At 64.4% G+C, this 25578-nt stretch carries 25 protein-coding genes; 7 read left to right on the plus strand and 18 right to left on the minus strand.

The window, feature by feature from the left end; all coding sequences use genetic code 11:
• Window positions 1–50: 50 nt before the first annotated feature.
• From AC1DSF_RS11610 to AC1DSF_RS11620, 3 genes are all read left to right on the plus strand, one after another.
• Window positions 51–548 carry a hypothetical protein gene (locus AC1DSF_RS11610; protein WP_478127583.1) on the plus strand — a complete coding sequence of 166 codons (498 nt, stop codon included), beginning with the start codon at window positions 51–53 and terminating at the stop codon, window positions 546–548.
• A 126-nt stretch (window positions 549–674) separates the two neighbouring features.
• Window positions 675–1145, plus strand: coding sequence for a hypothetical protein (locus AC1DSF_RS11615; protein ID WP_478127584.1), 471 nt, complete (start codon window positions 675–677; stop codon window positions 1143–1145).
• Window positions 1146–1289: 144 nt separating this feature from the next.
• Window positions 1290–2471 (plus strand): metallophosphoesterase, encoded by a 1182-nt coding sequence (locus tag AC1DSF_RS11620; RefSeq protein WP_478182867.1) that lies wholly within the window; start codon window positions 1290–1292, stop codon window positions 2469–2471.
• 3 nt (window positions 2472–2474) lie between these two features.
• On the opposite strand, the gene AC1DSF_RS11625 is transcribed toward AC1DSF_RS11620, so the two are convergent.
• Window positions 2475–2975, minus strand: coding sequence for a polyhydroxyalkanoate granule-associated phasin (locus AC1DSF_RS11625; protein ID WP_478127586.1), 501 nt, complete (start codon window positions 2973–2975; stop codon window positions 2475–2477).
• Between the two features lie 42 nt (window positions 2976–3017).
• Between AC1DSF_RS11625 and AC1DSF_RS11630 the strand changes: the two genes are divergently transcribed.
• Window positions 3018–3728, plus strand: a complete 711-nt coding sequence (locus AC1DSF_RS11630; protein ID WP_478127587.1) for an acyloxyacyl hydrolase — start codon at window positions 3018–3020, stop codon at window positions 3726–3728.
• On the opposite strand, the gene AC1DSF_RS11635 is transcribed toward AC1DSF_RS11630, so the two are convergent.
• From AC1DSF_RS11635 to AC1DSF_RS11650, 4 genes are all read right to left on the minus strand, one after another.
• Complete coding sequence (locus AC1DSF_RS11635; protein WP_478182868.1) at window positions 3670–4419, minus strand: TIGR03915 family putative DNA repair protein; 750 nt, start codon at window positions 4417–4419, stop codon at window positions 3670–3672. The genes AC1DSF_RS11630 and AC1DSF_RS11635 overlap by 59 nt on opposite strands.
• 117 nt (window positions 4420–4536) lie before the next feature.
• Complete coding sequence (locus AC1DSF_RS11640) at window positions 4537–5529, minus strand: lysylphosphatidylglycerol synthase domain-containing protein (RefSeq protein WP_478182869.1); 993 nt, start codon at window positions 5527–5529, stop codon at window positions 4537–4539.
• Entirely contained in the window at window positions 5529–6770 is a 1242-nt protein-coding gene (gene clsB / locus AC1DSF_RS11645) for a cardiolipin synthase ClsB (RefSeq protein WP_478127590.1), read from the minus strand. Before clsB ends, AC1DSF_RS11640 begins: the two co-directional genes overlap by 1 nt.
• Entirely contained in the window at window positions 6767–7522 is a 756-nt protein-coding gene (locus tag AC1DSF_RS11650) for an endonuclease/exonuclease/phosphatase family protein (protein ID WP_478127591.1), read from the minus strand. Before AC1DSF_RS11650 ends, clsB begins: the two co-directional genes overlap by 4 nt.
• Window positions 7523–7730: 208 nt before the next feature.
• Here AC1DSF_RS11650 and AC1DSF_RS11655 point away from each other — a divergent pair, with 208 nt between their 5' ends.
• Window positions 7731–8159 carry a serine/threonine protein kinase gene (locus tag AC1DSF_RS11655; RefSeq protein ID WP_478127592.1) on the plus strand — a complete coding sequence of 143 codons (429 nt, stop codon included), beginning with the start codon at window positions 7731–7733 and terminating at the stop codon, window positions 8157–8159.
• A 76-nt stretch (window positions 8160–8235) separates the two neighbouring features.
• Here the strand turns inward: AC1DSF_RS11655 and AC1DSF_RS11660 are convergent, their stop codons facing one another.
• The 11 genes from AC1DSF_RS11660 to AC1DSF_RS11710 all read right to left on the minus strand — a co-directional run bounded on the left by AC1DSF_RS11660 (window position 8236) and on the right by AC1DSF_RS11710 (window position 19922).
• A complete protein-coding gene (locus tag AC1DSF_RS11660) occupies window positions 8236–8799 on the minus strand; it encodes a Spy/CpxP family protein refolding chaperone (protein WP_478127593.1) in 564 nt (187 codons plus the stop codon).
• A 154-nt stretch (window positions 8800–8953) separates the two neighbouring features.
• Window positions 8954–9865 (minus strand): pirin family protein, encoded by a 912-nt coding sequence (locus AC1DSF_RS11665; protein ID WP_478127594.1) that lies wholly within the window; start codon window positions 9863–9865, stop codon window positions 8954–8956.
• A 49-nt stretch (window positions 9866–9914) separates the two neighbouring features.
• Entirely contained in the window at window positions 9915–10649 is a 735-nt protein-coding gene (locus AC1DSF_RS11670; protein ID WP_478127595.1) for an aspartate/glutamate racemase family protein, read from the minus strand.
• The gene (locus tag AC1DSF_RS11675) at window positions 10649–11539 is read right to left on the minus strand and encodes an ABC transporter permease (protein WP_478127596.1); all 891 of its coding nucleotides are present in this window, start codon (window positions 11537–11539) and stop codon (window positions 10649–10651) included. Before AC1DSF_RS11675 ends, AC1DSF_RS11670 begins: the two co-directional genes overlap by 1 nt.
• Entirely contained in the window at window positions 11536–12453 is a 918-nt protein-coding gene (locus AC1DSF_RS11680) for an ABC transporter permease (protein ID WP_478127597.1), read from the minus strand. The genes AC1DSF_RS11675 and AC1DSF_RS11680 overlap by 4 nt, the downstream gene beginning before the upstream one ends.
• Before the next feature lie 148 nt (window positions 12454–12601).
• Window positions 12602–13873 (minus strand): ABC transporter substrate-binding protein, encoded by a 1272-nt coding sequence (locus AC1DSF_RS11685; RefSeq protein WP_478127598.1) that lies wholly within the window; start codon window positions 13871–13873, stop codon window positions 12602–12604.
• A 73-nt stretch (window positions 13874–13946) separates the two neighbouring features.
• Window positions 13947–15059: an ABC transporter ATP-binding protein gene (locus tag AC1DSF_RS11690; protein WP_478127599.1), complete on the minus strand. Its 1113-nt coding sequence runs from the start codon at window positions 15057–15059 to the stop codon at window positions 13947–13949.
• Window positions 15060–15103: 44 nt separating this feature from the next.
• Window positions 15104–16384: a biosynthetic peptidoglycan transglycosylase gene (locus AC1DSF_RS11695; RefSeq protein ID WP_478127600.1), complete on the minus strand. Its 1281-nt coding sequence runs from the start codon at window positions 16382–16384 to the stop codon at window positions 15104–15106.
• A gap of 7 nt (window positions 16385–16391) precedes the next feature.
• On the minus strand, window positions 16392–16964 hold the full coding sequence (locus AC1DSF_RS11700; protein ID WP_478127601.1) for a hypothetical protein: 573 nt from the start codon (window positions 16962–16964) through the stop codon (window positions 16392–16394).
• Window positions 16945–17835 carry an exosortase Q gene (gene xrtQ / locus AC1DSF_RS11705; protein ID WP_478127602.1) on the minus strand — a complete coding sequence of 297 codons (891 nt, stop codon included), beginning with the start codon at window positions 17833–17835 and terminating at the stop codon, window positions 16945–16947. The genes AC1DSF_RS11700 and xrtQ overlap by 20 nt, the downstream gene beginning before the upstream one ends.
• Window positions 17836–17855: 20 nt before the next feature.
• Window positions 17856–19922, minus strand: coding sequence for a VIT and vWA domain-containing protein (locus tag AC1DSF_RS11710; protein WP_478127603.1), 2067 nt, complete (start codon window positions 19920–19922; stop codon window positions 17856–17858).
• 342 nt (window positions 19923–20264) lie between these two features.
• Here AC1DSF_RS11710 and AC1DSF_RS11715 point away from each other — a divergent pair, with 342 nt between their 5' ends.
• Both AC1DSF_RS11715 and AC1DSF_RS11720 read left to right on the plus strand, forming a co-directional pair.
• Entirely contained in the window at window positions 20265–22649 is a 2385-nt protein-coding gene (locus tag AC1DSF_RS11715; RefSeq protein ID WP_478182870.1) for a penicillin-binding protein 1A, read from the plus strand.
• A 64-nt stretch (window positions 22650–22713) separates the two neighbouring features.
• Window positions 22714–23319: a hypothetical protein gene (locus AC1DSF_RS11720; RefSeq protein WP_478182871.1), complete on the plus strand. Its 606-nt coding sequence runs from the start codon at window positions 22714–22716 to the stop codon at window positions 23317–23319.
• Here the strand turns inward: AC1DSF_RS11720 and creC are convergent.
• Both creC and creB read right to left on the minus strand, forming a co-directional pair.
• Window positions 23313–24752: a two-component system sensor histidine kinase CreC gene (gene creC / locus AC1DSF_RS11725; RefSeq protein ID WP_478144802.1), complete on the minus strand. Its 1440-nt coding sequence runs from the start codon at window positions 24750–24752 to the stop codon at window positions 23313–23315. The genes AC1DSF_RS11720 and creC overlap by 7 nt on opposite strands.
• Window positions 24753–24756: 4 nt before the next feature.
• Window positions 24757–25518, minus strand: a complete 762-nt coding sequence (gene creB / locus AC1DSF_RS11730) for a two-component system response regulator CreB (protein WP_478144803.1) — start codon at window positions 25516–25518, stop codon at window positions 24757–24759.
• Window positions 25519–25578 lie beyond the last annotated feature (60 nt).

Here is a 25578-nt window from a genome sequence, read left to right on the forward strand (position 1 = left end):
CAAAATCTCCGGCGGTTTCACGCCATTTTGAGCAAGAGGACAGCACAGCAATGATCCCGAACCGTTTTTGCCGGCCCCTCGCGGCCGCGCTCATCTTCGGTGCTTTCACCTCCGCGCACGCGCTGACGAATCCACCGATCAAGGTGGCGCACGGCATCGAATACATGTGTGGCGGCAGAAGCAGTGATGAAGCGTCGTTCATGAAGACGGTTGCGCCGCGCTGGGCCGCCGCTCTGGAGTTCGGTATCGCGCGATCAGCCCCCGGAGTCCGGTTTCCGTCCGACGTGAGCATCGTCGTGCGGGAGCGGTATTCCAGCAGGGAGGTGATGACGGTTTCAACCGGATCTCCCATCATGGTCGCACGGCTGAATCCAGGTGCCTACGAGATCGATGCGACGATGGGCGGCGTGACGCTCACCCAGCCGCTGATCGTCTTCAACGGACTGGGATCGAAAGCTGTGTTTACGTGGCCCTCGAACGTGGATTTCGCTTCCGAGATGGGATTGCCTCGGCCCGAACATCAGGCTTCCGCCAGCACGGGCGACTGAGTCGGATTCCGCTGCAGGCGGCGCAAAAAAACGCGCTTGCAGTTCAGGTTCTCCTAAGAGTTGTTGCAGATAGTGATGGCGTGAAGCTGGCTTCACATTCATTTGGGCAACAAGAAGGACATCGCGATGAGAACTATGCGTGTTTGGCGACCCGCCGCCACCCTGTTCACAGTGGCCGTCGGTAGCGTGTCGCTTTTCGGTGCAATGGCGGCACATGCGGTCTACAACCCCCCGATCCACATGATGAACGGCGTCGAGTACATGAGCGGCGGCGTGGGGAGCGACGAGGCCGAGTTGATGGAAACCGTCGCGCCTCGATGGCCGGCGACCTTCGAGTTCGCCGTCAAGGACGGAAAGCGCGCGGACTTTGCCGCTGAGGTCGTGGTGACGGTGCGCAATGCATCCGGCGAGACGGTGCTGAGCCGAGTTGTTGCCGATGGCCCTTTCATGGTGGCGCGCCTTGATCCTGGGCACTACGAAGTTGAGGCGACCCTGGGCGGCCAGACGCTGAAGCAGCAGGTGGACATCCTGCCGGGCAGCTCGTCGCGTACGACTTTCGTGTGGCCTGCCGGCACGAGCATCGCAGCGCACTCCTGACGTTCGCTGGTTGCCCACGCGCAGTCGCTCGCGCGCGGATATTCGGTCGATATTAATATCGGCCGACCACTGGCACACACCTTGAATGTGCAGCTTCCTGCTCGCACATGGGGGGTCCGGGTTTGCCCGTCCTGCCAGGCGCTCATGCCGCTTCGACCTTTGATCCTCCTCACCACGCTGCTGCACGTCTACATCGGGCTACGGCTGCTGCCTTCGCTGGCCGGCCACGGATTCGGCTGGCCAATGCTCCTGGCAGTGCTGGTTGTCTCTGCGGCGACCATGCCCCTTCCTTTCATCGGCATGCGCTCGAAACGCCGGCAGTTCGCCGATGGCTGGAAATGGATCGGACTTCTGAGCATGGGCTGGTTTTCATCCATGTTCGTGCTCACGATCGTGCGCGATGCGGGCTTGCTTCTGGGTTGGCTTGCGACGCTGGCCGGCGGGTGGGCAGTCGATTGGCCGCACTGGAAGGAACTGAGCGCCATCGCGGTGCCCGTACTTGCCACAGCGACTTCGCTGATAGGCTTTTTCAATGCTCGCCGTACGGCCAGCGTGGTGCGTGTGGACGTGCCGATTCGCGATCTGCCTTCGGCGCTGGCCGGTTTCACGATTGCGCAGCTCAGCGACATCCACGTCGGTCCGACCATCAAGCGAAGCTACATCCAGCGCATCGTCGACGCGGTCAATGGGTTGAGCGCAGACATGATCGCAATCACGGGCGACTTGGTCGATGGAACCGTGTCCGAGCTGCGGGAGCACATCGCGCCCCTCGAGGGACTGCGCGCGAGGCATGGCACATTCGTGGTTACCGGCAACCATGAGTACTACGCCGGCGTTCATGCATGGGTCGACGAGCTTCGCCGGCTGGGCCTGCGCGTGCTGCTGAACGAGCACGTGGTGCTGCAGACGCGCAACGTGAGCGGCGCGCAGACCGACGAAGAAGTGCTCGAAAGCGCGCTTGTCGTCGCTGGCGTGACGGACTACACCGGAGCGCATTTCGATATCGCACATACGAGCGATCCGCAAGGCGCATTGCTGGACGCGCCTCCTCTGGTTCATACGCGAGTACTGCTCGCGCACCAGCCTCGCACTGCGCTAGCCGCAGCCGAGGCGGGCTATCACCTCCAGCTTTCCGGGCACACGCACGGCGGGCAGTTCTTTCCGTGGAATCTGTTCGTTCCGCTGCAGCAGCCTTTCACGGCCGGCCTGCACAAGCTGCACGAAATGTGGGTCTACACGAGCCGCGGCACCGGCTATTGGGGGCCGCCCAAGCGCTTCGGAGCGCCTTCGGAGATCACGTTGCTGCGCCTCGTGGTGGCGTCCTGAGCCTCACGCGGAGATAGCGTCGGCAAGGCGGCGAGCGTTGGAGGTCGCCTTCGTGTGGATCGGCTTGAGCCCGCGCTGCACGATGCGCGCGCCTGCGCTGCTCAACTGTGTGATGGCTGCCGCCGATCCGGCCGCCGCACTTCCGAGCGCCTCGGCGTGCGTCAGGGCCTCTGCCGCGGTCACGCTCATGGACAGCGAGAAAAGAGCCACGCCGCTGCCGAGCCAGTGACGGACTGCGCGGTTGGTGAGCGCGAACTGTGTGGTGTGAAGCTGGTTGGCCATCGCGGCACCGGCTTCGCTCACTGCCGCCAGCTTTTCGTGGCTCATGAGCTGGAATTCGACAAGGTCCTCGTCCGTGGGGGTCAGCCCCGCGCGGGCGATGCGCTCGGTGCGCATCTGAATGACTGACCGGGAGCACACGAGCATTTCTGTCGTCTTGACGGCGACATCAGCCCACAGCATGAGCGGGTTGAAGAAGCGCGGGGAGGAGATGCTGCGTGTCATGGAACGTTGTGTGCTTGGAGTCCACTGGACTATAGACCTTCCATGTCTCTTTTGCTGCGCTGCAACATTCAATTAAGGATGGTGTCCTACTCGCGTGCCTGCCGTGGTGGCCAGCAGATCGGGCTCGAAAACCTTACGATCTTCGTCGATTTTCATCCTCGTGGAATTAGAAGAATGCATCACTTACCTGCCGTTTTCAGAACGGTTTTGTTCGCGGGATCCGTTTTCCTCTCTCTGGGTGCTGCGGCAGCTTCCTCGGACGAGATGAAGGGCGCCTACATCGATTTCGGCCGCACACCCAGTGGCTCCAATAACACCGACTCCCTGACTGCTGGCTTGGTCGTTCCGGCGCTGATGGCGCCACGAGCGATGTGGGGCGGCGTCATGACCTTTTATTGGGACTTCTTCCTGAGCGCCTGGCGTGCACCAGAACCGCCCAATGGCGCGGACAAGAAGAACTATGCGCAAATCGGCGGGATCGGCAACTTCCGCTACAGATTCGGCGAAGGCCAATCCCCCTGGTTTGTCGAAGCAGGCTTGGGCGGCACAGTGACGGACAGCCTCTATCGCACGCCTGACCGCCAGTTCACCACTGCCTTCCAGTTCACCGAGCAACTGAGCGTGGGGCGCAGTTTTGGAGCGGCGCGGGAGCACGAACTCTCGCTGCGGATCCAGCATTTTTCCAATGGGGGCATCAAAGAGCCGAACCCAGGCGAGAACTTTGTGCGGGTGCGCTACCTGTATCGGTTCTGAGTTCAGGCGGCTCATTGCATCCGCGCGTGGATCGAGCGCTTTCAAAAGCTTGCCTATAGCGCGTGAGCCACAGGCCTTCGTCGGCCTTGTCGACTCCCGGCCCGAACTCCAGAGCCTCGCGATTCCATCGGACACTGCAGGTCGGGGTGAGGAGGGCCCAGTTCATCTGGGCGAACCGGCGCGCAAAGAAGGGTGCGATCGCCTCGACGATGTAGTGATCGGGCTCCAACCACGCGATGTGCAGCGGGGCGCCTTCTACACCTGAATCGACAGGCCTGAAGCGGATGAGCGCCTTTGTCCGCTGGATATCGCGCCGCACAGCCTGCGCCATGTGCACCGCGCGCACGCGATCGCTGTCCAAGGGGCTGCGGCGCAGGCCGGGTTCGTGCACGAGCCGCCACAGCAAGCGGTACAGGAGGTCGAAACGACCGGGGTCGCTGTGCAGGATGACGACATCGCACAGAGACATGAACGAGCGAGGCAGGAAGAGATTGACGCCCCCGTGCGGCCTGTCGGCGGAATGCCGTTTTTCGCCATTTGCCGCCGCACATGAAGGGGTGATGGCGACCCCCTGCGGCGCGGTCCACTCGACTTCCTCTGGCGGAACAAGCGTTGCGAGCAACACCCGGGCTTCTCGGCGGAATCCGTCCAGGTCGGTCTGGCTCGCCAGGGTGACGGAATGAAGCGACATGCCGTCAAGTTAGGTCTCGCTTCTGGACGCTCCTGTAGGCGGTGAGGCGTAAAACGGCGAAGGATGCGCTGGCTTCACTGGCGAGGGGCCGCCCATCTCGCGACCGCCGATCCGGCGCTACCTGGCTGTTGCCAATCGGCGCCGCAGGCGCCTCGTGTGCACTTCGGTCGCGATGTAGACCACGCAGGCCACGATCAGCGGGAGAAGATAGTAGAGCGCGCGATAAGCCAGCAACGCCCCGAGCAGCTGGTCTTGCGAGAGCCGGTGCGACAGCAGCGCGATGAAGACGGCCTCCAGCACCCCCAGCCCGCCCGGGATGTGCGTGATGACTCCCGCCACGGCCGCAACCAGAAACACGCCGAGCACGGTTGGGTAGGGCAGTCGTTGCTCGAGCAGGAACCAGATCACGCCCCCGATCAGCGACCAGTTGGCGGATGAAATCACGAGTTGGAGCAGCGCAATGCGCAGCGGCGGCGTGTCGATCTCGTGGCCGTGTATGCGCCAGGTGTGTTCGCGCGCAATGGCGCAAAGGATCAGGTAGGCGAGCCCCGCCAGAATCAGCAAAGCGCCAAGAATCCGCAGGCCCTCGTCGCCGATCTTCCATTCGGGAGGCAGCGGCATGGGCCAGAAGCAGAAAGCCGCTCCAGCGACCGCGAAATAGCCGAACCAGTTGGTCAACATGCTGAAGGCGAGCACGCGGGTGATCGTGTTGTTGTCCAGGCCGAGCCGTGAATAGAGGCGATACCTGAAGGCGATCCCGCCGACCAGTGCGCCCAGGTTCAGGTTGAATGCATAGCTGATGAAGGTGATACCCATCACCGAGCTGGTGCGCAGCCGGTGGCCCGTCATCCGACGGCCGAGCAAGTCATAGGTGCTGTAGAGCAAGTGGCTGCACACGGCCAGCGCCGCGGCCGCGAGCAGCAGCGGCAGCGGAATCTCGCGCACCGACGCGAGCACTCCGCGCCAATCGATGGTGCGCGCCTGCCGGAAGATCAGGAACAGCACCAGCGCAAAGAAGACCCATGCTGCGATTCGTCTAGTGCGGTGCCATCCTTGCGAGGCAGGGCCTCCTGGGGGCGCCACGGCGCCCGTCGCCGGTGTGGAGGCCATCACGCTGCATCCGTTCGCGTCGCGCCCGAGCCGCGTGGCTGTGAGCCTTCAAGCGGCTTCAGCAGCGGCGCATGTCGCGGCAACATGCCGATCAACGCCGGATACCAGCGCAAGAGATGGAAGATGAAGAAGCTGCGCACCAGCCGCCAGGCGCTCCATTCCGTCAGGTCGGCCGCATGAATCTGTTTGCAGCCATGCTGCATCAGCGAGTCGAGACGGTCCCACAGCACCTGATTGAATGCCCGGTCGCGCACGATCGCGTTGGCCTCCAGGTTCAGCGACAGGCTGAGCGGGTCGAGGTTGCTCGATCCGACTGTGCTCCACTGCTCGTCGACGAGAGCAACCTTGCCGTGCAACGGCCGCTCGCAATACTCATAGATGCGAACGCCGGCGTGCAGGAGATGGTGATAGAGCATGCTCGCGGCTGTCTTCACGAAAGGCATGTCCGGGTTGCCCTGCAAGATCAGCCGCACGTCCACCCCGCGCCGCGCCGCACGTCGCATTTCCTTGATCAAGGTGTAGCCGGGGAAGAAATAGGCATTGGCAATCACGATGCGTTGCCGCGCACTCCGGATCGCGGCCCGATAGCGGCGTTCGATGTCGTCGGTATGGCGGCGATTGTCTCGCGTCACGAACTGCACTTCGGCTTCGCCCTGCGGCTCGGGGCGGATTCGACTAGAGGACTTCAGGCGCCGCCTGAACCAGCTGGGTCCCTTGCCGCCTACGGCAATGGCATGCAGCACGAAGCGATGGATCTCGGCCACGATCGGACCTGCGAGTGCCACTGCGTAGTCCTGCTTGCCCTTGGGGCCGTAATCGAGCAGATGATCGGCCGCGAAATTGATGCCGCCGACAAAGGCGATCGATCCGTCGATGACCACGATCTTCCGATGCATGCGGCGGAAGACGTTGAGCCGTTGCCCGAACAGGCGCCTGCCGGGATCGAACACACGCACCTTGACGCCGGCGGAGGTCAGCCCTTCGATGAACTCAGGCGAAAGGTCCGGCGAACCGAAGCCGTCGACCATGAGGTCGACCTTCACACCTCTTTGGGCAGCCGCGCGCATGGCGGCGTGGAGCGCCTTGCCCACCTTGTCCTCGAACAGGATGAAAGTTTCGACGATGACCTCCTGGCGCGCGCTTCGGATGGCGTCGAACACACGCGGGAAAAATGTCTCGCCGTTCTCGAGCAACTCGACTTGGTTGCCGCCGATCCAGCGCTGACTGCCGGCCGCGCTCACAGCTGGATCTCCGCGACGAGCGGCGCATGGTCCGAAAGATGCGACCAGGGCCTTCGGGGCAGCACCACCGGCGCATGCACCGCCGCGTTGCGCACGTAGATGCGGTCCAGCGGCAACACCGGAAACCGCGCCGGAAAGGTCCTCGCGGCGTTGCCGTTCGCGAGCACGAACACCTCCCGCAACGCGGCGCCCACTTCGAGGATGCGATGCGCCTTGCCGCGCCAGTCATTGAAATCGCCCGCAACGATCAAGGGCGCGTCGGCCGGCACCTCGTCGCGCACGATATGGCAGAGCAGGTCGAGCTGCTCCTGCCGATGGCTTTCAGCCAGCCCGAGGTGCGCGCAGATCACATGCACGTCGACGGGCCTCGCGGGCAGCCGCAATACGCAATGCAGCAGTCCTCGCTTCTCGGGTCCGGTGATCGACACGTCGTGGTTTCGGTGGTGCACGATCGGGAACTTCGAGAGCACCGCGTTGCCGTGGTGCCCCTTGGGGTAGACGGCGTTCCGGCCATAGGCGAACTGGGGCCACATCGTGTCCGCGAGGAACTCGTAATGCGGCGCCTCCGGCCAGTTGTCGATCTTGCGCGAATGGCGCGAGTGCGTGCCGAGCACTTCCTGGAGAAACACGACGTCCGCGCCCACTGTACGAACCGCTTCCCTGAGCTCCGGAAGGATGAACTTGCGATTCAGGGCCGTGAAGCCCTTGTGGGTGTTCACGGTCATGACTTTGAGCGAGGTCGGCAAGGGCATCACAGCCGCCGTGTGGGACGAGGGCTTCACAGTTGAAGTTTGTAAGCTGGCCAAAGTTCGGCAAGTGTAGGAACGCACCACGTTCTTTGCCAGCCTGCGCGGCTCATGGGCGTGCTCCTACAGGCACGGCGTGCCGCTCCTCACATGTCGCAGCAGGCACCCCTCCTACGGTGGATTCCATTCCATGAGAGACAAGACAGGAGCCATCATGAAGCAAGCACTGTTCACGAGCACCGTTTTGGCCGGACTTCTCGGCCTGGCGGGCATTGCGTCCGCGCAGATGACCTCGCAGCCGGCGCAGCCCGACCCTGCGGTGGCCGGCCAGGCGAGTACGAAGACTCCGGCGGGCGTCGGCAATCCTACCCAGCGGCCCGACGGCACGCAGCCGGCTTCACGCGAGGCGGTGAAGGCAGAGGCGCGTGCGCACAACCGAAACAACGCCAACAACCAGGTGCCCAAGGGCGAAGCATCAACGACCGTGAACAACCAACCCAATGCCGTTGCGCAGCCGACGGGCGAGATGTCGCGCGCGGAAGTGAGCCAGTCGGGGCGCAAAGCCAAGCCGCAGTTTGGCCAAAAGGGTGAGCGGCCTGACGTGCCGACCAATCCGACGACCAAGACTGGCACGCCCCAATAGGCTCGAGGTCCGGCGAACCAAAAATGAAAAAGCCCGCGGCACTTCCGCCGCGGGCTTCGGGATCCGCTGACGAGGCTCAGCTCTTGCTGGCTGGCGCCGTTGGATGGCGACGGCCGCCGTGTTCGCCATGTTCACCCCGATCGCCAGGGCCGAAGCGCCGCATCGACTCGGCATCGAAGGTCTTCTGCTGATCGGGCGTCAGTCCAGCATAGAAAGTCCGCGTGGCCTCGGCCCGTTTGGCAAACCTGGCGGTGCGTTCGGCCTGGCGCGATTGCATCAGGTCAAGCCGTTGCGGCGTGGTCAGCTTGGCAAACTCGGCGCGGTCCATGCGGGGCTGGCCTGAAGGGGGCGCCGGCGGCTGCTGCGCGGCAGTGAACGTGCTCCACGCGCTTTCCTGCGCAGGCGCGAGCTTGAGCTTTTCCTTCAGCTCTGCGAGATGCTGCGCGTGGCGCTGCTGCATCTGCTCGAAGCGCTGCGCGCGGTCCGGCCGTGTGTGCGAAGGATTCGCACCAGGCTGCGGTGCGACCGCTGCTGGAGCAGGCGCCGCCGGCGTTGGGGTCGCTTGCGCAAAGGCGCCAGTCGAGGCGAACGAGACTGCCAGCAGACCGGCACAGAGAAGGCTTTTGCGAGACGAGATCATGAGAGTGCTTCCTTTCGAAGAAGCCCGCCGCCGATGGGCAGCAGGTGAAGGGAAGTGTGGCGAGCCCGTGTTTCGCGACGGTGAGGGTCGGGTTAGCGGGCGTAAAGATAGATGAACGCTCGCGCCGCCTTCGGCCTTGGTTTCAGCCTCCGCTTCAGCTGAACTTTCCGTTCTGGAAATCATGCACGGCCTGCGTCACTTGCTCTCGGGTGTTCATGACGAAGGGCCCGTATTGGGCTATCGGCTCGTGCAGCGGATTGCCTGCGATCAGGAGCGCTCGCGCAATGCTGTGATTGGAGGCGGGGGCGCGGAGCACGACGCCATCGCTGCCCGGGTCGTTCGCAAGTATCGCCATGCGCTTGGTCGGGATCTCGCTGCTTCCGATGTAGATCGACTCGCGAAACACGTAGATCAACGCGTTGTAGTGGTCCGGCAGTGGCTGCGCAAATTCGGCACCGGGTGGCAGCGCGATGTCGAGGTAGACCGGCTCGGTATGTTCACGCTGCATCGCGCCGGCGACGCCGTGGCTTTCGCCAGCAATGACACGCACCCGAACGCCTGCCGGCGTGACGAATTCCGGAATCTCATGGCTCTGGATGTCGCGATACCAGGGCTCGCGCATCTTGTCCTTGGCCGGCAGGTTGAGCCACAGCTGAAAGCCCTCCATGAGGCCTTCTTCCTGTTCCGGCAGCTCGCTGTGTACGAGGCCGCGGCCGGCCGTCATCCATTGCACGCCGCCGTTGGACAGCAGCCCTTCGTGGCCATGGCTGTCCCGATGACGCATGCGCCCCGAGATCATGTAGGTCACGGTTTCAAAGCCACGGTGCGGGTGGCTCGGAAAGCCGCCGATGTAGTCCCCGGGGTTGTCACTGCCGAAGGCGTCGAGCATCAGGTAGGGATCGAGCCGCTGCTGCAGCGTCTGGTGCAGCACGCGGGTGAGCTTGACGCCATCTCCGTCGCTGGTGGACACGCCGGCAACGATCTGGTCGACGCCACGGGGTTGGGCCAGGGCGATCGGTTCGACCGCGTGCGCGCTGTGGGCGTGGCTTGGAGTGGGTGTGGTCATCCAAGCATGGTGGCACGGTCGGGACGACCGCGCTAGGGGTGGGGGCGCCTCAGCCGAGCGCTTCGAGTTCCCAGGAGACGCTTTGCCAGGCGATGCCGAAGCCCGTCCGAGTGGCGCCCGATGCGGGAGCCGCCTGGGTCGCGAGCACCGCCCAGTCGGCACCGGCATGCACGCTGTCGATGACAGGGACGGGCACCGCAGGGGCGATTTCGGCGGCCATGCCGGCAAGGCCCGCGCCGCCCAGGATGACCGCTCGCGCATCGAAGCGCAGGGCCGCGTCGCGGCAGGCTTCGGCAAGCAGTGCGTGGGCGGCGATCGGGTCGGCCGCGAGTTGTGCTCCGGTCGGTGCCAAGGTGTGGATACCCGCGAGCGATGGCGAATATCCGAGCGACCACGCCAGCCGTTCGAGCATCGGGCGCCACGGCTCGCCGCCGGTCACGACGGCGAAGCGGCCGTACTTTGCGGCGGACGTGAAGGCGGCCTCCGCGAGCCCGCTGACGGGCACCCCCGCACCGTCGCGCATCGCGAACAGACCCGGATCTCCGAAGCAGCCGATCAGCACGGCGTCGGGGCGCTCGCCGTGCGCATGCGCGACCGCCCAGGCATCGAGCGTGGCGTGCTGCGCAACCGCGTAGCCGGCCTCGTTGGCGATGTACGGTGCGCCAAAGCGGGCGGTGATCGTGTGCACTTCAAGCGCATCTCCGGCCTGGGCGCGCACATGGCGCTCGAGCAACTGGCTCACCGAAGCGGAGGTGTTGGGATTGATGATGAGCAGACGAGCCATCAGCAGGGACGCGTCGCCCGTCTTCGCAGAAGCGCTGCGGCACCCAGGGCAAGCCCCATGACAGCAAAGGACACGACAGTGGTCACCGTGCCGAGCGCATAGATGGAAGGCGTCGTCACCGTCGATGTGAGGCCCTGGAGTTCGAGCGGCAAGGTATTGACGTCGCCGATCGCCTGCGAGGTGCGCGCGATCTCGTCCCAGCTCAGCGTGAAGCCGAACATGCCGATCCCCACGACGGACGGCCCGATCAGGGGCAGCACGACGTGGCAAAAGGTCTGCCAGGGCGTTGCTCCGAGGTCGCGAGCCGCTTCTTCGTATGCAGGATTGAAGCGGTTGAACACGGCAAACATGATCAGGAGCCCGAACGGAAGCGTCCACGTGAGATGCGCGCCGAGGGCTGAGGTGAGCAGGCCCAATGCAGTGCCGTAGTTCTCGAGCGTGCCGGTCGCATCGAGCGCAGTCAGCGCACCTTTGATCCCCGCATCAAGCAGGCGGAACTGCAGCCCGATGCCAAGCGACACGATGATCGACGGCATGATCAGGCTCGCCACGGTGATGAAGAAAAGCGCGTTGCCGCCCTTGAGGCTCTTGCGGAAGGCAAGGCCCGCCAGCACCGACAGCACCACAGTGAACAGCATCACGACGGTGCCCAGCATCAGCGAGCGCCGGAATGCAGCGCCGATGTCCACCGTGCCAAGCCCTTCGGCCAGCTTGTAGAACCAGTGCAGCGAAACACCGCGCAGCGGAAACGTGAGGCCGCCCTCGGGCCCCTGGAAGCTGAGCACGAAGATCGTGATCATCGGCCCGTAGAGAAACAGCACGAAGACCGAGAAGACAAAAGCCAGAGGCCGGAAGCCCGCCGAGCGTTGTTCGCCGATCCGCATGCTCATAGTTCCTTGCGGATGTCGACGAGCCGCGTGAGGCCCCAGATGATCATGAGCACCACCGCCAAAAGGATCATCGCGTTCGCGGCCGCCAGCGGAAACTGCAGGTACGAGGTCTGCACCTGGATGATCTTGCCCACTGATGCGATCTGCTGTCCGCCCATCACGCCGATCGTCACGAAGTCACCCATCACGATCGTGATGACGAAGATCGAGCCGATCAGGATGCCCGTGCGCGAGAGCGGCACGATCACGTTCCACAGCGTCTGCCAGCCGGACGCGCCGGAGTCGCTGGCTGCTTCGAGCAGGAAGGGGTCGATGCGCATCATCGAATTGAAGATCGGCACGATCATGAACATCGTGTACAGGTGCACGAAGGCGAGCACCACCGAGAAGTCCGAGAACAGCAACCATTCGACAGGCGAGTCGATCAGCCCGATGCCCATGAGGCCCTGGTTAACCAGTCCATTGCGGCCCAGGAGCGGCACCCACGAGATCATGCGAATCACGTTCGAAGTCCAGAACGGCACCGTGCACAGGACGAAAAGCAGCGTCTGCATGCCCGGCGAACGCACATGAAAAGCCAGGAAGTAGGCAACCGCGAAACCGATCAACAGGGTGATCGCCCAAACCAGCAGGCAGAACTTGATCGTGCTGATGTAGGTGGACAGCGTGACGCACAGGTCACCGTTGTCCGTGAGGTGCGAGCACCCTTCGAAGATGCTCAGGTAGTTGCGCGCCGACAGCGCCGGGATGAGTTCGTACTCGTTGAAGTTCCACAGGCTGACCATCGCGATCAGCGACAGAGGAATCAGGAAGAACAACACGAACACCAGCGCGAACGGCGCCGCCTGCCACCACGCGTTAAGCGGGCGGGCGGCCGATGGCGCGGCATCGCCGGCCGCAACAAGAGTGCTCATGACGAAGAAGCAAAGTTGATTTCTCGAGGCGAGCCGCACGAAGCCTGTTCGTGAGACACCGCGGAACCGGCTTTGCCGGGCCGCTGGTGTCGCCCCCCGGCAGGGGGGTGGGCGGCTACACGGAGTGAGCCAACCTGGGGGGCGAGCTTCATGCCGCCACGAATTCGTTCCACTTCCTCACCATGTACTCGTTCTCGTCCATCACGGCGTTCCAGCAGGCAATTGCGCCCATGCGCTCTTCGTAGCTGCCGCCGTCGCGCACCGCACCGGCCTTGGCGATGACGTCGCCTTGCGGGCTCTTGATGTCCTGCGCCGCAGGCTTGCCTTCCATCCAATAGGCCCACTCGTATGGCTCCATCTTGGCCTTTGCGGTGTCCAGGACAGCGCTGTAGTAGCCCTGGCGATTGAGGTAGGCACCCGCCCAGCCATCGAGGAACCAGTTGATGAATTCATACGCACCGTCGAGCTTCCTGCCCGACAACGTTGCCGGCAGGCCGAAGCCGGAGGCCCAGGCGCGGTAGCCTTCCTTCAGCGGCTGGAAGGTGCAGTCGATGCCTTTGCTTCGCACGGCGGTGACCGCAGGCGACCACATCGACTGGATCACGACTTCGCCCGACGACATGAGGTTCACCGACTCGTTGAAGTCCTTCCACAGCGCACGAAATTGCCCCGCCTTCTTGGCTTCGATCAGCGTCTTGATCGTGAGATCGATCTCGGCCTTCGTCATGTTGCCTTTGTCCGCGTACTTGTGGATGCCCTTGGACTCCACCACCATCGCCGCGTCCATGATGCCGATCGACGGGATGTTCAGGATCGCCGACTTGCCCTTGAACTCGGGATTGAGCAGCTCGGCCCAAGAGCCGATCGGCCGCTTGATCAGATCGGGCCGGATGCCAAGCGTGTCGGCGTTGTAGGTGGTCGGAATGAGCGACATGAACCGCGTCGGCGACGCCGCGAATGCCTTGCTTTTCTCGCCTTCCAGGTAGATCACCTTGATGGGCGCGGTGCCTTGGCTGCCGACCTTCTTGCCAGCGACTTCGCCCTTTGTGAAGAGCGTGGTGATCTTGTCGGCATTCTTCACGCGCTGAGTGTCGATGCCCTTGAGGTTGCCCGTGGGCACGATCTTCTTGAGCGAGAAGTACTCCGTATCGATCAGGTCGAAGCTGTTGGGCGCGGTCACCGCGCGCTTGGTGACGTCGTCCGTGGTGACTGCCACGTACTGGATTTCGATGCCTGTGTCGGCCTTGAATTTGTCCGCGATCGCCTTGTCCTGGTTGACCGCGGTACCGAGATAGCGCAGCACGCTCTTTTCCTGTGCATGGATGGCGGGGAAGACGCCGCTCGCGAGGATGCCCGCTGTGCCTTGCAGCAGCGTGCGGCGCTGCACGCCGGTGGAGGGTGTTTCGATTTTTTTGGACATGGTGGTCTCCGAAGAGGCGGTGGTGAGGAAACTGAGGAGGACGGCGGCTGCGACCCGGGCTTCTTGCGGCTTGTCAGGCGGCCATTGCGGCCAGCGCGGCGAGGGGTTCGCGCAGCGGAATCGGTGCGCCGTTGCCAGGTTTGACAGGGCGCGTGGCGCCGGCGCCGAGCGGGCGGGCGTCGGCCTCTGACCAGCTCAGGCGCACGCTTTCGCCGACTTCGAAGGTGCGGCTGACGAAGGCCTTTTCGGACAGCAGCACCGAGACGCTGCTTTGCTCGGGCCGCACGCCCGTGAGCCGCAGTCCGAGCAGCACGTAGGTGCCTTGGTATTCCACATCGGTGACGTGCGCCGGCAAGCCAGTCTCTCCTGCGGCGCCGGTCGCCGGCGCGATCTGCATGTGATCGTTGCGCACCGCGATGAGTCCGTCATGCACGGCGAAGACGTTGTGGCCGCCCATGAAGCGCGCGACGAATTCGCTGGATGGATGGTTGTAGACCTGATGCGGCGGACCGACCTGTTCGATCAACCCGTGGTTCATGACGACCATCGTGTCCGCCAGCGCCATCGCTTCTTCCTGCGAATGGGTGACGTGAATGAAGGTGAGGCCCAGCTCCTTCTGCCAGCGGCGCAACTCGGCGCGCATCTGGATCCGCAGGAAGGGGTCGAGTGCGGAAAGCGGCTCGTCGAGCAGCAAGACGCGCGGCTCGGTGATCAACGCGCGCGCCAAAGCGACCCGTTGCTGTTGTCCGCCCGAGAGCTCTCCCGGCTTGCGTTCTGCGAGCTGGCCCATCGCGACGCGCTCCAGCAGGTTCCTGGCGCGCTTGTGGCGCTCGCTCTTGGACACGCCTTTCATCTTGAGGCTGAAGGCGACGTTGTCGAGCGCCGAGAGATGTGGAAAGAGCGCGAAGCTCTGGAACATCATCGCCGTGCCCCGCGCTGCGGCGGGCAGGTTGGTGATGTTGCGGTTGTCCAGCAAGATGTCTCCGCCCGATACTGACTCGTGACCCGCGACCATTCGCAGCGTCGTGCTCTTGCCGCAACCCGATGGGCCCAGCAGGCAGCAGTAGCTGCCGCTGGCGATGCGCAGGTCGATCTGGTCGACGGCGGGCGGTGCACCGGCGACGTAGCGCTTGGTCAGCGCGACGATCTCAACGGCTGCGGGCGGAGGGGCGGTGACAGCATCCATTGATGCGTGTCATCGCAAGACATGTGCCAGCGATCCCAGCCACGTCAGGGTGGTGCGAAGCGGGCTGCGGCGACTTTGCTCAGCAGCGCGTCGCGTTGAGGCTTGGTGATGCCGCGTACGCCGTCCGCCACCCACTTTGCGCGATCGAGATTGATGTTGCCTTCCTGCTGCCACTTGCGCACGGCGGCGGCCGGGTTGTTCAGCATGGCAGCCAGCCACACCGCCTGCGCCGGTTCGAGATTGCGCGCAGAGCGCTTGAAATAGGTGCGTGCCGCGGTTTCCGCGCCGCAGATCTGGGCGCCCCACGGTGCGTTGTCGAGGTACAGCTGGAGGATGCGCGCCTTGCCCAGCGTCTGCTCCATTTCGACCGCGTAGAGCAACTCGCGCAGCTTGCGGTCGGCGTTTTGCTGTCCGCCGGTAACGAGGAATTTGGCCAGTTGCTGGGTCAGCGTGCTGCCGCCCCGAGCGACTTTGGACGCTTTCTGGTTGATTTCCAGTGAGGCGGCCAGTTCGGTGAGGTCGTAGCCGGGATGCATGAAAAAGCGTTGATCTTCAGCCGCGATGACGGCGCGGGCGAGCCAGCTTTCGCTCGTGAGCCGGCTTGGTGCGCCGCAAACGGTGCGTGCGTTGGCGATCGCCTCGGTCCCCAATCCGTCGACGGTGAACTGGCTGATCTGCGGCTGCAACGAGAACGTACCCGCCGGGAGGGCGACTTGGGCATGCAGGCCCAGCGTGCCGCCGATGCGTGCCCGCCGCAGCTCGGCCAAATCAGGTGCCAGGATGGCGTACCAGCTGGCGATCGGTGCTTCCGGCACGTTAATGTTGAGGAGCAGGGCCTTCTGCGACAGGCGTCCATCCCATCGTGCGTGGAGCGTCTGGTTGCCCTTCGCCTCGGTGACGGTCGAGGTTGGATCGGAAGGCGAGGCTTCGAGAATGCCGCTGAGCGTGCCCGCGTCGCGCCGCACGGTGGCCTTCAGGCGCTCGAACCGAATGGGTGCGCTGCCCAGCGCGGGCACCGTCGCGCTGCAGGGGGCGCATTGCAGTTCAAGCGTGCCCGTAGGCTCGTTCCAGCCAAAAGCGACAGGGCCGAAGCTGGTGTCGAGCGTCCGGCCGGCAATCCAGGGCGCGAACCATGACGAAGTCGCCAGCCGGATGGCTGTCGGCACGCCGACATCGAAAGACAGCGGGCCGGCCTGGACACGGGCTGGCCACTCGTCGGGGCCGGGGGCCAGCGCCAGTCTCACGATCAGGAACGCGGCGACCGCGGCGGTCAGCACCAGGGCCAGGGTCGCGAAGAAAAAATAAAGCAGCGCTTTTTTGAGCAAATCTCTCTCACTCGATCGGTCTGGCCAGGGTCACAGCTTGCCAGGGCCCGTTCGAACGGCCACTGGCTGCCGCCCAGTACCAGGCTGAAGTGTCGGCGAAAGCGTTGCCGCCGGCATCGACGATGCGCTCGCAGACGTGCAATTTCTGTATGCCGCTGCGCTCGGCGACGAAACAACGCCACAGTCGGCCATGGACGTCTCGCTCCAGCCGCGCCTGTGCGATGCCGTAGCCGAGCGCACGATAGCAATCGGCGGCAGGGTGGAGCATGCGGGTCGGCTTGTCGACGCGTCGCATGACCAGGACTTGCCGGCCATCGGTCAGCCGGGCAATGGCGCCCGGAAAGTGGGCGGCGAATCGCTGCTCCACTTCGCCGAGGGCCAGGGGCCGCAGCGGTTCGCCGTCCCATTCGGCTGGCCACTCCTGGAAGGCGGCGCGGGAACCGGGCTCCATGCGTGGGTGCAAGGCCGTGGCAGCGGACCAGACCACGCACAACAGCATCGCGGCCGCGAAGAGTGACTTGTGAGCGATCCGGTTCACGAATCGATTGGCGAACCAGCGGTCAAGGAACGTGATGGACACTGCGGCCTCCGGGGGATGTGAAAACGGTACGACCCATGACCCACGCGATGCCGCCGCAGACCGGCGCAAGGATGGCCAGGCCGAACAGCTCGTGCGCCCAGGGCGCCGGCGAATGTCCCGTTGCTTCGAGGGCCATCAGCACGCCATTGCGAATGATGTTGCCGGCCAGCACCAGCAGGCCGACCGCTGGCAAGCGCGCGAGAAAACCTCGATCGTCGCGCCCGGCCCACAACGCCACCACGCACGCGGTGAAGTAGCCAAGCCAGACCATCTGCACGCCGGAGCACGGGGCGTCGACGATCACCAATTGCCCGTCGATCCACAGGCTGCTGCCTTCACGCATCACGTCGAATCCGGATGCCAGCATCCAGCGGCAGGCCTCGGCGACGAGCACGCGCAGGGGATAGCCCGCATAGAACTGAAGCGAGGACAAGAGCGGCAGTGCAAGCACAGCGAGGGCTGCGACAGGCAGTGCCGGCACGCGCTTTGGCAGAAAGGCCAGCATCGCGCACGCCACCGAGAGCACCGCGACAAGACCGGCTGCAAGCGGCGGAATCGATGGCAACGCCCCTGCACCGGTACGCAGAAGGGTGGCTGCCAACGTGCCGAGCGTGGCCGCCGAGAGCCAACCAAGCCGGGGCGAAGTCCGAAGCTCGCGCCGCAATTTCCAGGTCAGTACGGCCAGCGCTGCGAGTGCCAGCAATCCGAGCGGATCGTCCGATCCGTCGCGCAGCCGCTGGGCCATCCAGATCCAGTGTGGCGCGAGGGCGGCGGCTTGCAAAGCCAGCAAGCCGGCGGCGGGCGCGCGATCGAGCTGGATGCCCCAGTCGATGACACGCGGATGGGTTTGTGCAAGGCCTGCGAGCGTCATGGCGTCGTTCCTCCCCGCATTCACGAAGTGAATCGACGCGTGTCGTTGCGGCGTGCGCGACGGCGCAGCATCGCCAGCATCGACAGCACCACCGCGACGGCGCCGAACACCTCGGGTTCGGGTGTGCTCGGCACTTCGGCGCCCAGGCTTTGCCCGACCGCCATTTCGCTGACGCCCTTGGGCAGCGGCGACGGCTGGTCGACGCCGACGTTGTTCTGCGGTGCTGCGTTGCGCACCACTTCGTCGACAGCGATGAAGCTCGTGTATTGCGTGAGAAGGCTGTAGCGCAGGCCCAGATCGGTGATGCGCTGGCGGAACTCGTCGCCGCCTTCCAGCGCTTCCTGATCGCTCAGGCTCGCGACGCGATGACGGGCCCAGAGGCTGCGCAAGGCGGCGGTGCCGCGCGGTGCGTGGGGATCGACCTCCAGTTCCTGGCGATAGGGGCCGCTGGCGCTCCGGCCTTCGATCACGAGGCGGCCTTTGGGCTCGCCGCGCCACTTGCCGAACACGATCACCGGACGCTCGCCCAGCACGTCGGGCAGCGCGGCCGGCTCCACGTCATAAACGTCGAGTCCTTCGAACCGAGCCTTGACGCTGGTGAGCACCGGTGACTCGATCATGCGGCGGAAGCGGGTGGCCTGTTCAGGCGCCTGAAGGGGGTCGGTGATGATGAAGGGCTCGCCCATGCCTGCACGTGCAATGCCTTCCATGAGGTGCCGATTGACGGACGAGCCAATGCCGAAGGCGAACACATTGGCATTGGAGAGGTTCTTGCGGACCAGCTCGAAAGCCTCGCGCTCGACCGTGACGTAGCCATCGGTCACGACCACGATCGTGCGCGACACGTCCTTTGCCTTGGGTTCGGCATAGGCGCGCTTCAGTGCCGGAATCAGCTCCGTGCTGCCGCCGCCGCTGTAGTTGCCGATGGTGGAGAGCGCCTGATCGATGTTGGCGCGCGTGGCGGGCACCGAATGCGGCGACAGCATCCGGTTGCTGCCCGAGAACAGCAGCACGTTGAAGGTGTCGCTCGGCCGCAGCCCGCCGATCAGGCGCTCCAGCACGACCTTGGCCGTGTTCAGCGGAAAGCCGTGCATCGAGCCCGAGATGTCGACCACGAAGATGTAGTCGCGGGGCGTGATGGCGCTGGCGGCAACGGACTTCGGCGGCTCGACCATGGCGAGGAAGAAGTTCTCCGCGTTCTCGCCCTGGCCCTTGTAGAGCATGAGGCCCGATTCGATCTTCTCGCCCGCCAGGCGATAGTCGAGCACGAAGTCGCGGTTGTCTGCGGGTTCGGCGGATCGGGTCAGCGCAATGTCGGCATGAGAGTCGTTGTCGCGGCGGCTGACTTCGATCTCGTGCGTCAGCGAGCGGATCTCCTTGATGCCGAGCGGAGTGTCGAGCGCGACCTTGAGCTTGAATGCGGTGCCGCTTGCAACGCCCGCACGCAAGACCGGCTGCCCGACCCATCGGGCTTGCGCGTTTTCAGATTGCGGGCTGTTGTACCGCGGCCCCACGACCGTCGGAAACACGAACTGGTAGTTGCCGCCCTGGGGAACCAGCAGTTCCGTGTAGCGCAGTTCGACCTTCACGTCATCGCCCGGCAGGATGTTGGCGACGTTCATCTGGAAGACATTGGGCAGATGCTGTTCGAGCAACGCGGCCGTCTTGCCTTCTTTCCTGGCGTTGTCGTAGTCGATGCGTGCCTGTGCCTTCTCGCGGATCTGCGCCGTGATCAGGCGATCGGCAAGCCGCACGTTGAGCCCGCTGACCACCGCCTTGGTCGAACCAGGGAACACGTATTTCGCCTCGATGGGGCGGAGGCCTTCGTTGCGATAGGTTTGCGTGACCGTGACGTCGGCGATCACGCCCGAAATCTTCACATCGACTTCGGTGCCCTTGAGCGGCAGGCGATCGACCTCGGGATCGTCGCTTTTGACGAAGAAGTACGGGCTTTCGGTCTTGAGGCGCGGCGCGGGCCCTTCCTGGGCCTCTGCGGGCTGCGCCACGAGCATGAAGAAGCAAGCAGCCGCGAGGCCGAATGTGCCGAGCCAGAGCCAGCGGCCGGGGCGGGGTGTAGTGGCGTCCATGACGTGGTCCTTGTCCCTCGGAAGGGCGTCGTGCAACAGTGCACGGGAGCCAATGTCGTGGGCGGGCGAGAAGACAGTTGGAAGCCTGTTTGAAGCCAGCGGCCTTGTGTGAAGCCTGTATGAAGTCCCGGCGAGCGGGGACTTCATATGGGCTTCAGTTCCATGGGCGAGTATGAGGACCTCGCTTCTTATGCAATTTCGGTGGGGAACTTGAGAATTGTCTGAGCGCTCCTACTGCGGGTCGACAGCGCCATGCCGCCATCTGCTGCTATCTATTCGATAGCAAAGTGCGGTTCCGCAACGGACTCCCCGAGCTTTTCCCCTCCGTCGACGCTTCTTGTCATGTCCAAAACATCACCTTCCAGCGGGCCCGCCCAGCGGTCGACCCGGCTTCGGCGCATCGCCTTGTGGGGCGGCACCATCGTCGCGGCCGGCGCGCTCGTGCTTCTGATCACCGCGGGCATCGCGGCGGTCCTGATCTATCCCAAGCTGCCCAATATTTCGGAGCTTTCCGATTACCGACCCAAGCTGCCGCTGCGAGTGTTTTCGTCCGAAGGCAGCCTCATCGGCGAATTCGGCGAGGAGCGCCGCAATCTCACGCCTTTCGCGGATATTCCCCAGGTCATGAAAGACGCCGTCCTGGCGGTCGAGGACGCGCGCTTCTATGACCATGGCGGTGTGGACTACAAGGGCTTCCTGCGTGCGGCGGTCGCGAGCCTGAAGGGCGGAAGGCAGCAGGGCGCTTCGACCATCACAATGCAGGTGGCGCGCAATGTCTACCTGAGTTCGGAGCGCACGCTGAGCCGCAAGACCTACGAGATCCTGCTGGCCATGCAACTGGAGCGCGAGCTGAGCAAGGACCAGATCCTGGAGATCTACCTGAACCAGATCTACCTGGGCAATCGCGCCTACGGATTCGCGGCCGCTGCCGATACCTACTTCGGCAAACCGCTGAAGGACGTCACGATCGCCGAGGCCGCGATGCTGGCGGGGCTGCCCAAGGCGCCGGGCACGAACAATCCGGTGACCAATCCGCGCCGTGCGCGTGCGCGGCAGCTCTACGTCATCGACCGCATGCAGGAAACCGGCTTCATCACCGCCGAGCAAGCGGCGCAAGCCAAGTCGGAAGAACTGCATCTGCGCGATGCTGCCGACCCGAACCGCCTGCACGCGGAGCACGCCGCCGAGATGGTGCGGCAGATGATGCATGCGCAGTACGGCGACAGCATCTACACGAGCGGCCTCAACGTCTACACGTCGATCGTCGCCGCTGACCAGGCGGCGGCCTACCGGTCGCTGCGCCGCGGCATCATGGATTACGAGCGCCGCCAGCCCTATCGCGGCCCTGAGGCTTTTGCGGAGCTTCCGGACGATCCCAAGGATCTCGATGACGCTGTCGACGACGCGCTCGCCGACCATTCGGACAACGGCGACGTGCTCGCGGCCGTGGTTCTCCAGGCCAACGCGAAGGAGGTCAAGGCCGTCCGCGCGAACGGAGAGACGCTGCAGATCACGGGCGAAGGCTTGAGGCCTGCGCAGTCGGGTCTGTCGGACAAGGCGGCTGCCGCGATCAAGATCCGGCGGGGTGCGGTGATCCGCGTGGCAAAGACTGCGAAGGGCGGCTGGGAGATCACCCAGCTGCCGGAGGTCGAAGGCGCATTCGTTGCACTCGATCCGCGCTCCGGTGAGATCAAGGCCATGGTCGGCGGCTTCGACTATGGCAAGAGCAAGTTCAACCACGTCACTCAGGCATGGCGCCAGCCGGGCTCCAGCTTCAAGCCCTTCATCTATTCCGCGGCGCTCGAAAAGGGTTTCACGCCGAGCACCGTCGTCAACGATGCGCCCCTGTATTTCGAAGCGGGCCCGGGTGGACAAGCCTGGGAGCCGAAGAACTTCGAGGGCACTTACGAAGGGCCGATCACGCTGCGCCGTGCGCTGCAAGAGTCGAAGAACCTCGTCACGCTCCGCGTGCTGCAGTCGATTGGCGTCGACTACGCGCAGGATTGGATCACGCGCTTCGGCTTCGACCGCGAGAGGCAGCCGGCGAATCTGCCGATGGGACTGGGTGCCGGGTCCGTCACGCCCATGCAGATGGCGGCTGCGTATTCGGTGTTCGCCAACGGCGGCTATCGCGTCAATCCCTATCTTGTGACGCGCGTCACCGATCTCCGCGGCAAGGTGTTGCTGGAGACCGAGCCTCCGGTGCTTGGGGAAGACAAGCGCGCGATCCCAGCGCGCAACGCCTTCGTGATGGGATCGCTGCTGCAGAGCGTCGTCAATGGCGGCACCGCGACGAAGGCCCACCAGGCGCTTAAGCGCAACGACCTCTTTGGCAAGACTGGCACGACCAACGATTCCTTCGACACTTGGTTTGCGGGCTTCCAGCCGACGATGGTCGGCATTGCATGGGTGGGCTACGACACGCCCCGTCAGCTGGGCGTTCGAGGTGAAACCGGCGGCAGCCTGAGCTTGCCGATCTGGGTCGGCTTCATGCAGACCGCGCTGCAAGGCGTTCCGGTGAGCGAGCCGCGCGCGCCTGCGGGCGTGGTCAACGTCGAAGGCGAATGGTATTTCGATGACTACGCGCCGGGCCGCGGCATCGCGAGCCTGGGCGTCGACACCCAGGTCCAGGCGCCCGCTCCGACGGCGGAGGAACTGGCCGGGGTGCCGGTGAGCCCGCCGGCGGCGCCCGAAGAGCGCAACCGCATCCTCGATCTGTTCAGGTAGCGCCCCAAGACGAGGGGGCTTGCGGAGGTATCTACACTCCACATCCCTCTCTTCTCACGCAGTCATGGAAATTCTGATCCTGGCGACCTTCATCGTCGTCGGCGCCTCCATTCTCAAGTCAGTCGATCAGCGCCGCCGCATCGCATTGCTGGGCAGCCATCTGGGCCACTACCAGATCGAAAAGCTGATGGAGAACCTCACCGAAGGCTATCTGCGGTGCCTCGGCGAAGACGACGTGGAACGTCGCGCCCAGATATGGGCCCTTCTGGACAGCACCGAGCAGAAGCTGTCCGCGCAGTTCGACAGCTTTGCGGCCGAGTTTGCCAACATCGACGCAAGCGAGACGCGCGTGAGCAAGCTGCCCCTTGCCATTCCCTACGCGCACCAGTTCTTTCCGGCCCTGACCTTCGATCTGCGAAAGGCATTCGCGATCCACGCACGCGGCATCGCGGACGTGATGCGCAATGAGGCGCACCGCAGCTCGAAGGCCAAGGCCTTCACCATGTCGGCCGAGCTCTTCCTGATGCAACACACCTGCCACTGGTATTGCAAATCGAAGAGCGTGGCGTCCGCGCGCATGCTGGCTCGGCACAAGACCTCCTACCAGCAGCTCATCGACTCGGTGAGTCCCGGCACGCGCAAGGCCTATCTGGCGCTGGTTGGTCAGTGATGTGAAAGCAGCGGCAGTGTGAGCGTCGCCAGCGCGCCGCCGCGCGGCGCATTGGCGAGCTCGACCCGGCCGCGGTGCAGCGTGGCAATTTCCTTGACGAATGCGAGCCCGAGCCCGGTGCTCTTCTTGCGGTTGTGCGGCCGTGCGAGCGAATAGAACTTCTCGAACACCTTGTCTTTCGCGTAGTCCGGAATGCCTTGTCCGCGATCGCGCACCATGATTCGGGCTCTGCGGCCGCCTGTCTCCAGCGCGAGAAGAACCTCGGCGCCTGGAGGCGAAAAATCGATGGCGTTGTCCAGCAGATTGCTGATCGCGCGGCGCAGGAGAAAGGGGTCGCCCTCGACGCTGGCTTCGTTGTGGATGGCGACGTTCACATGAATATCGCGCGCCGAGGCCGCGGCTTGCGCGCCCGCGCCGACCTCACGAAGAAGCGGCGCGAGCGCGACCGGTTCGCTGCGCTCCAGCGCGCGCCGCGCCTCCAGGGCCGTGAGCTCCATCATGCGGTCGACGATCTCCTGGATGCGCTGCGTTTCGCTCGTGATGTTGGCGAGAAAGCGTTCGCGCACGGCTTGCGGCATCGACGGTTCCTGGATCAGCTCCGCCGCGCCGCGGATCGCCGACAGAGGGCTCTTGATCTCGTGCGTGAAGGTCTGCACGTAGTCGGCGACATAGTTGCGGCCGGTGAGCGCATCCCGCATCTCGCCGACGCCGCTGCGCAAGGTATCTACGGCGCGGCGGATCATCCGCGAGAGGGTCGGGCTGCGCTGGTTGCGCAGCCAGCCGAGATAGTCCGAGATCAATCCGAATGGCCGCACCAGCCACACCGACACGATGATCGCGAGCACCAGCAGCGCAAAGGCCGAGCCCACGCCGACACCTAGCGTGCGCGCGCGAGCGTCTTGCACGAACTGGCCGAAGCTGCGCACCGGCTTGCCCACGGTGACCACGCCGACGATCTCGTCGTTCCAGCGAATGGGCGCGCCCACATACATCACGGAGGTCATCGGATCGCCTTCGATGTCGCGCGAAGTGCGCGCGCCGTAGGTGCCGGCGAGCGAGCGGCTGACGTCGGCCCATTGCGAGTAGTCCGCCCCGGTGCTGCGGCCCAGCGAGTCGAAGAGCACATGACCATTGCGGTCAGTCACGTAGACGCGGAGCTCGACGTGGCGCTTGTGCAGGTTGTAGATTTGCGCCGAGAACTGACGGGCATAGACCGATCGGAACAACGGCTCGAGCCGCGAGGTGTTGATGGCGCCGGCGATGACGTCCTGCTCGATCAGGCTCGCCATGAGTTGAGATGTCTCGACCAGCGATTCCTCCGCTGATTCGCGGTAGCGCGGATCGATGTCGGCAACCACCCGATAGAGCAGGAATGCGATGCCCGCTGTGTAGATCAGCAGGATGCCGACGAAGATGCGTGTTCTTCGGCTCACCCTGTCACGTGCTCTGAGGCAGTTCTTCGTTCAGCGCATAGCCCGTGCCGCGCAAGGTGCGGATCGGCTCGATGTCCGGCGCGATCGCCTTGAGCTTGGCGCGCAGCGTCTTGATGTGCGCATCGACCGTGCGGTCGTAGCTTTCGCTCGATTCGTCCCACACCAGCCGCAGCAATTCGTCGCGCGTGAAGACGCGGCCGGGGCGCTGCACCATCAGGCGCAGCAGCCCATATTCGTAGCGCGAGAGTTCGAGAAGGCGCCCGTAGTAGCGGATCTGCATGCGTTCGGCGTCGAGTGCGAAAGGCATTGTTGGCGAAGGCGATGCCGGCGAAGACGAGGGCGAGGGCGACGATGAGGGCACAGGCGCGATCGGGGCTTGACCGGTGCGTGCGCTGCGCCGAAGGATGGTTCGTACGCGTGCCACCAGTTCGCGCGGCGAAAACGGCTTGGCGATGTAGTCGTCCGCGCCGAGCTCCAGACCCACGACGCGATCGATCTCATCGCTTCGCGCCGTAAGAAACAGCATGGGCACCTGCGCGCCGCCGGGCAGCGCTTGCAGCCGCTTGAAGAGCTCGAACCCGTTCATGTCCGGGAGACCGACGTCAAGAATTGCAAGCGCGGGCGGATCGGCCGTGAACTGCGCGATAGCCTCCTGCGCCGTCGGGCACCAGAGCGGCACGAAGCCATCGGTGCGCAGCACGTACTGCACGGTGTCAGCAATGGCGGATTCGTCTTCGACGAGGAGGATGCGCGGGTTGGGGAGCATGGGAGCCGATGGTAGCGACCGGCGGCAGCTGTTCCTTTGGACATCGACCAATGGTTGCTA

The organism is Variovorax sp. 01N429 (assembly GCF_056399425.1).

Bases quoted from the DNA above. Each gene is read 5' to 3' on its own strand.
- AC1DSF_RS11610 (WP_478127583.1), top strand. From the start codon at position 51: ATGATCCCGAACCGTTTTTGCCGGCCCCTCGCGGCCGCGCTCATCTTC.
- AC1DSF_RS11615 (WP_478127584.1), top strand. From the start codon at position 675: ATGAGAACTATGCGTGTTTGGCGACCCGCCGCCACCCTGTTCACAGTG.
- AC1DSF_RS11620 (WP_478182867.1), top strand. From the start codon at position 1,290: ATGCCGCTTCGACCTTTGATCCTCCTCACCACGCTGCTGCACGTCTAC.
- AC1DSF_RS11625 (WP_478127586.1), bottom strand. From the start codon at position 2,975: ATGACACGCAGCATCTCCTCCCCGCGCTTCTTCAACCCGCTCATGCTG.
- AC1DSF_RS11630 (WP_478127587.1), top strand. From the start codon at position 3,018: ATGTCTCTTTTGCTGCGCTGCAACATTCAATTAAGGATGGTGTCCTAC.
- AC1DSF_RS11635 (WP_478182868.1), bottom strand. From the start codon at position 4,419: ATGTCGCTTCATTCCGTCACCCTGGCGAGCCAGACCGACCTGGACGGA.
- AC1DSF_RS11640 (WP_478182869.1), bottom strand. From the start codon at position 5,529: ATGGCCTCCACACCGGCGACGGGCGCCGTGGCGCCCCCAGGAGGCCCT.
- AC1DSF_RS11650 (WP_478127591.1), bottom strand. From the start codon at position 7,522: ATGCCCTTGCCGACCTCGCTCAAAGTCATGACCGTGAACACCCACAAG.
- AC1DSF_RS11655 (WP_478127592.1), top strand. From the start codon at position 7,731: ATGAAGCAAGCACTGTTCACGAGCACCGTTTTGGCCGGACTTCTCGGC.
- AC1DSF_RS11660 (WP_478127593.1), bottom strand. From the start codon at position 8,799: ATGATCTCGTCTCGCAAAAGCCTTCTCTGTGCCGGTCTGCTGGCAGTC.
- AC1DSF_RS11665 (WP_478127594.1), bottom strand. From the start codon at position 9,865: ATGACCACACCCACTCCAAGCCACGCCCACAGCGCGCACGCGGTCGAA.
- AC1DSF_RS11670 (WP_478127595.1), bottom strand. From the start codon at position 10,649: ATGGCTCGTCTGCTCATCATCAATCCCAACACCTCCGCTTCGGTGAGC.
- AC1DSF_RS11675 (WP_478127596.1), bottom strand. From the start codon at position 11,539: ATGAGCATGCGGATCGGCGAACAACGCTCGGCGGGCTTCCGGCCTCTG.
- AC1DSF_RS11680 (WP_478127597.1), bottom strand. From the start codon at position 12,453: ATGAGCACTCTTGTTGCGGCCGGCGATGCCGCGCCATCGGCCGCCCGC.
- AC1DSF_RS11685 (WP_478127598.1), bottom strand. From the start codon at position 13,873: ATGTCCAAAAAAATCGAAACACCCTCCACCGGCGTGCAGCGCCGCACG.
- AC1DSF_RS11690 (WP_478127599.1), bottom strand. From the start codon at position 15,059: ATGGATGCTGTCACCGCCCCTCCGCCCGCAGCCGTTGAGATCGTCGCG.
- xrtQ (WP_478127602.1), bottom strand. From the start codon at position 17,835: ATGACGCTCGCAGGCCTTGCACAAACCCATCCGCGTGTCATCGACTGG.
- AC1DSF_RS11710 (WP_478127603.1), bottom strand. From the start codon at position 19,922: ATGGACGCCACTACACCCCGCCCCGGCCGCTGGCTCTGGCTCGGCACA.
- AC1DSF_RS11715 (WP_478182870.1), top strand. From the start codon at position 20,265: ATGTCCAAAACATCACCTTCCAGCGGGCCCGCCCAGCGGTCGACCCGG.
- AC1DSF_RS11720 (WP_478182871.1), top strand. From the start codon at position 22,714: ATGGAAATTCTGATCCTGGCGACCTTCATCGTCGTCGGCGCCTCCATT.
- creB (WP_478144803.1), bottom strand. From the start codon at position 25,518: ATGCTCCCCAACCCGCGCATCCTCCTCGTCGAAGACGAATCCGCCATT.